This is a genomic window from Promicromonospora kroppenstedtii DSM 19349, from assembly GCF_000515355.1.
GTDB lineage: Bacteria > Actinomycetota > Actinomycetes > Actinomycetales > Cellulomonadaceae > Promicromonospora > Promicromonospora kroppenstedtii.
Genome location: NZ_KI911593.1, coordinates 17914 through 22590, shown reverse-complemented (window position 1 = coordinate 22590; position 4677 = coordinate 17914). Strand labels below are relative to the sequence as shown.

Here is a 4677-nt window from a genome sequence, read left to right as displayed (position 1 = left end):
GCCTCGGCGGCCGGCTCGGCGGCGTCGGACGTGGCCGACTCCTCCTCGTCGGTCACGGCGACCAGCGAGAGCTTGCCGCGCGGGTCGATCTCGCCGATCTCGACCTGGACCTTCTGGCCGATGGACAGCACGTCGTCGACGTTCTCGACGCGCTTGCCGCCCACGAGCTTGCGGATCTGGCTGATGTGCAGCAGACCGTCCTTGCCCGGGGACAGCGAGATGAAGGCGCCGAACGACGTCGTCTTGACGACGGTGCCGACGAACCGCTCGCCCACCTCGGGGACGTGCGGGTTGGCGATCGCGTTGATCGCCGCGCGGGCGGCCTCGGCCGAGGGACCGTCAGTGGCACCGATGTACACGGTGCCGTCGTCCTCGATGGAGATGTCCGCGCCCGTCTCCTCCTGGATCTGGTTGATCATCTTGCCCTTCGGCCCGATGACCTCGCCGATCTTGTCGACCGGCACCTTCACGGTGATGACGCGCGGGGCGTTCGGAGACATCTCGTCGGGGACGTCGATCGCCTCGGCGAGCACCTCGAGGATCGTCAGGCGGGCGTCGCGCGCCTGGCCCAGGGCGGCCGCGAGGACCGACGCCGGGATGCCGTCGAGCTTGGTGTCGAGCTGGATGGCGGTGACGAACTCCTTGGTGCCGGCGACCTTGAAGTCCATGTCGCCGAACGCGTCCTCGGCGCCCAGGATGTCCGTCATCGCGGCGTAGCGGGTCTCGCCCTCCACGGTGTCGGAGACGAGGCCCATCGCGATGCCGGCGACCGGGGCGCGCAGCGGCACACCGGCGTTGAGCAGCGACAGCGTGCTGGCGCACACCGAACCCATGGACGTCGAGCCGTTGGAGCCGAGGGCCTCGGACACCTGGCGGATCGCGTAGGGGAACTCCTCGCGGCTCGGCAGGACCGGCACGATCGCGCGCTCGGCGAGCGCGCCGTGGCCGATCTCGCGGCGCTTCGGGCTGCCCACGCGGCCCGTCTCGCCGGTCGAGTACGGCGGGAAGTTGTAGTTGTGCATGTAGCGCTTGCGCGTCTCCGGACCGAGCGAGTCGATCTGCTGCTCCATGCGGAGCATGTTCAGCGTGGTGACACCCAGGATCTGGGTCTCGCCGCGCTCGAAGATCGCGGAGCCGTGCACGCGGGGCAGCACCTCGACCTCGGCCGAGAGGGTGCGGATGTCCGCGAGGCCACGGCCGTCGATGCGCACGCCGTCGGTCAGCACGCGCTGGCGCACGAGCTGCTTCTGCAGCGAGCGGAAGGCAGCGGAGAGCTCCTTCTCGCGGCCCTCGAACTGGGCGTCGAGCTGCTCGTGGACGGTCGCCTTGATCTCGTCGAGCGTGTTCTCGCGCTGCTGCTTGTCGGCGATCGTGAGTGCGTCGCGGGTGGTGCCGGAGACGGCGCCCTCCACGGCGGCGTAGGCGTCGGGCTGGTAGTCCGGGAAGAGCGGGAACTCCTGCGTCTCCTTGGCGGACTGGCCGGCGAGCTGGGCCTGCGCGTCGCACAGGGCCTTGATGAACGGCTTGGCCGCCTCGATGCCCTCGGCGACGACCTCCTCGGTCGGTGCGGCGACGCCCTCGTTCTTGATGAGGTTCCAGGCGCCGTCGGTGGCCTCGGCCTCGATCATGGCGATCGCGACGTCGTCACCGACGACACGGCCGGCCACGACCATGTCGAAGACCGCGCGCTCCTTGTCGGAGTACTTGGGGAACGCGACCCACTGGCCGTCGATCAGCGCGATGCGGACGGCGCCGACCGGGCCGTCGAACGGCAGGCTGGAGATCTGGGTCGACGCCGACGCGGCGTTGATCGCCAGCGTGTCGTAGGCGTCGTCCGGGTGGATCGCCATGACGGTGATGACGACCTGGACCTCGTTGCGCAGGCCCTTGACGAACAGGGGGCGCAGCGGGCGGTCGATCAGGCGGCAGGCCAGGATGGCCTCCGTCGAGGGACGGCCCTCACGGCGGAAGAACGAGCCGGGGATGCGGCCCGCGGCGTACATCCGCTCCTCGACGTCCACCGTCAGCGGGAAGAAGTCGAACTGGTCCTTGGGGTGCTTGCCGGCCGCGGTGGTCGACAGCAGCATGGTCTCGCCGTCGAGGTACGCGGCGACGGAGCCGGCGGCCTGCTTGGCGAGGCGCCCGGTCTCGAACCGGACGGTACGGGTGCCGAAGCGACCGTTGTCGATCACGGCCTCGGCGAACTGGATCTCGGGACCCTCCACGGGTGCCCTCCTTCTCTGTGGTGTTCTCTTGGAACGCCCCCGTGCCTGACGGTCATCGATCGAGGCCCACCGAGCCGCCGCTCGCGTGGAGCGGGAGACTCGGGAAGCCACTACCGAGGACCGGACGAGGTCACGGGCGGCGCTGTTGCGTTGTCGTACTACAGCATCTCACCAGACCAGCCCGGCCCCCGCGACGGGGGCCGGGCTGGTGGGAAGCATGATCAGCGACGCAGGCCGAGCTTGTCGACCAGGGCGCGGTAGCGCTCGATGTCGATCCCCTTGAGGTAACCCTGGAGACGACGGCGCTGACCCACGAGGAGCAGCAGGCCACGACGGCTGTGGTGGTCGTGCTTGTGCTCCTTCAGGTGGTCGGTGAGGTCCTTGATGCGCTGCGTGAGGAGCGCGATCTGCACCTCCGGCGAACCCGAGTCGCCCGGCTTGGTTCCGTACTCGGAAATGATCTGCTGCTTCGTGGCAGTGTCGAGCGGCATGGCTCTCCTTCGGTGTCGTTGCGCGGTGCTCCGGGACTGATTTCACCGGGGCGCTCTGGATCCGCGGCCGTTCTGACGGCGGCACCACATTACCAGTGCTTGACGACCCTGCCTGCCTGCGGACCGGACGCCGTGTGAGACTCTCGTCTCGGCCCAGCGCAGGTGGTCGGTAGTTTGTCAGGTGGTCGGCAACTCGAGTTGCCGACCACCTGACAAACTACCGACCACCCGTATCCGCCGACAGGGCTCACGCGCCGTCGTGGCCCGCGTACCCCGTGCCGTTGCGGCGGAAGACCGGGCCGGCCTCGTCCTGGCCGATCGGGAAGACCCCCGCGAACGCCAGGAGGTCCGAGATCGTCGTGACGAGGCGGCCGTCCTCGAACCGGACGCCGTACGCAGGCGTCCAGTCACCGCCGGGACGGCGCATGAACGACTCTGGGTCGAGCCGCAGCAGGTAGACGAACGTCTCCGCCAGGATGCGGCTGCCGACCTCGCCCAGGAAGTTGCCGTTGCCCTGGACCTCGGCCTCCTTGAGCACGTAGTACCAGAGCGGCGTGCCGTCCAGGTCGTCGAGCGCGGCCACGACCTCGGGTGCGGCGTTCTGCCGCAGCTGGGCGGGCGTGAGCGGGCGGGCCCGCAGCTCCTGGGCCACGGCCTCCCCCGTCGGGAGCGCGAGCATGTAGCCACGCAGCAGGTTGCGCTGCGCGAGCTGCTTGAGCAGTGCCTTGATCGGCTCGGTGGCCGCGTTGCCCTCGTTCAGGAGGTGGCCCAGGCCGTCCGCAAGGAACGGGTCGATCTTGCGGGCCATGCGGAACGACAGGGGGTCGCCCTTGTCGGTCAGCCGCGGCCACTCGACGGGCCAGTTGGACGGCAGTGCCGGCGCTGGGTTCGCCGGATTCGGGGACAGTCCGCCGTTGCCGGTGAACCGGAACAGCAGGTCGAGCGAGGCGACCCCGCCCGGGCCATTGCCGGTGAAGTTGACGTTGAAGTCGTAGGCGCCGCGCACCATCGAGTGCCCGAACCGGAAAGCCGCGACCGCGAACTCCAGCGGCATCGCCACGCGCCGCGCCGGCCGGAACAGCGTGGGCCCCGTCGCCAGGACGGAGTCCAGCACGCCCGACTTGGTCAGGGTGCGCAGGTAGTCGTTGACGACCAGCCACTGGTAGTGGAACCGCACCAGCTCCCTGGCCCGGTCGAACAGCTCGCGCTGGGTCACCGCGCACCACGGCTCGTACCGCGCCACCCAGTCCACGACGGCGTTGTGGAACCGGATCATCGCCACGTGGAACTGCGCCACGATCAGGTTCTCGTCGTTGCGGCTGTCGGGGATGAGGGGCATGCGCTCGCTGCCCGGCGCGGTGCTGCGCGGCAGGTCGCGTTGCGGGTCGTCGCCGGGGGCGATGAGCGAGAACGGCCCGAACGGCTCGGTGCCGATGCGGCCGAGCCGCAGCTTGGCCGAGTTCGGCACGTACGCGGCCTCGCTGCGCGTGGTACCCCGGTCCTTCTCGCCCTCGAACCGGGGACCGGACCCGTACAGGCTGTCCAGGTCGAGCAGCGGGTTGCGCCCGTTGTGCAGGCTGCGCCGCACCGCGTCGGGCTCGAACGCGCGGAACGGCTCGCTCACGATGTCGCCGAGGGCCTGGTCGCCGCCGGGGCCGCTGCCGTCGTCCGGGCCGTTGGTGTTGAGCGTGATGTCGTGGTCGATGAACTGGCCCCAGTAGGTGTAGATGCTGGGGATCGTCGAGTCGCGCGGCGGTGCGGCGGGTGCCCCGGGAGCCGGTGCCCCTGCGGGCGCCTCGATCATGCCCGCGCCGAGCCGCAGCAGGGCGTCCCGGGTGCGGGCCACGTCGTCGCCCACCGGCAGGTGCGCGGCCGGGAAGTCCCGCGCGAGGTCGCGCAGCAGGTAGTCGAACGACGTCGTCGCGTCGAACCGCTGCTCGCGCAGGTCGCGGCGCACCGCG

Annotated in this window: 3 protein-coding genes; all 3 read right to left on the bottom strand. The window is 70.3% G+C overall.

The window, feature by feature from the left end; genetic code table 11:
• The coding region (locus tag PROKR_RS02900) for a polyribonucleotide nucleotidyltransferase (protein ID WP_084800217.1) at positions 1-2225 on the bottom strand (2225 nt) is incomplete at its 3' end.
• Between the two features lie 221 nt (positions 2226-2446).
• Complete coding sequence (gene rpsO / locus PROKR_RS02895) at positions 2447-2716, bottom strand: 30S ribosomal protein S15 (RefSeq protein WP_036959411.1); 270 nt, start codon at positions 2714-2716, stop codon at positions 2447-2449.
• Positions 2717-2963: 247 nt separating this feature from the next.
• The coding region (locus PROKR_RS02890) for a peroxidase family protein (protein WP_169736305.1) at positions 2964-4677 on the bottom strand (1714 nt) is incomplete at its 5' end.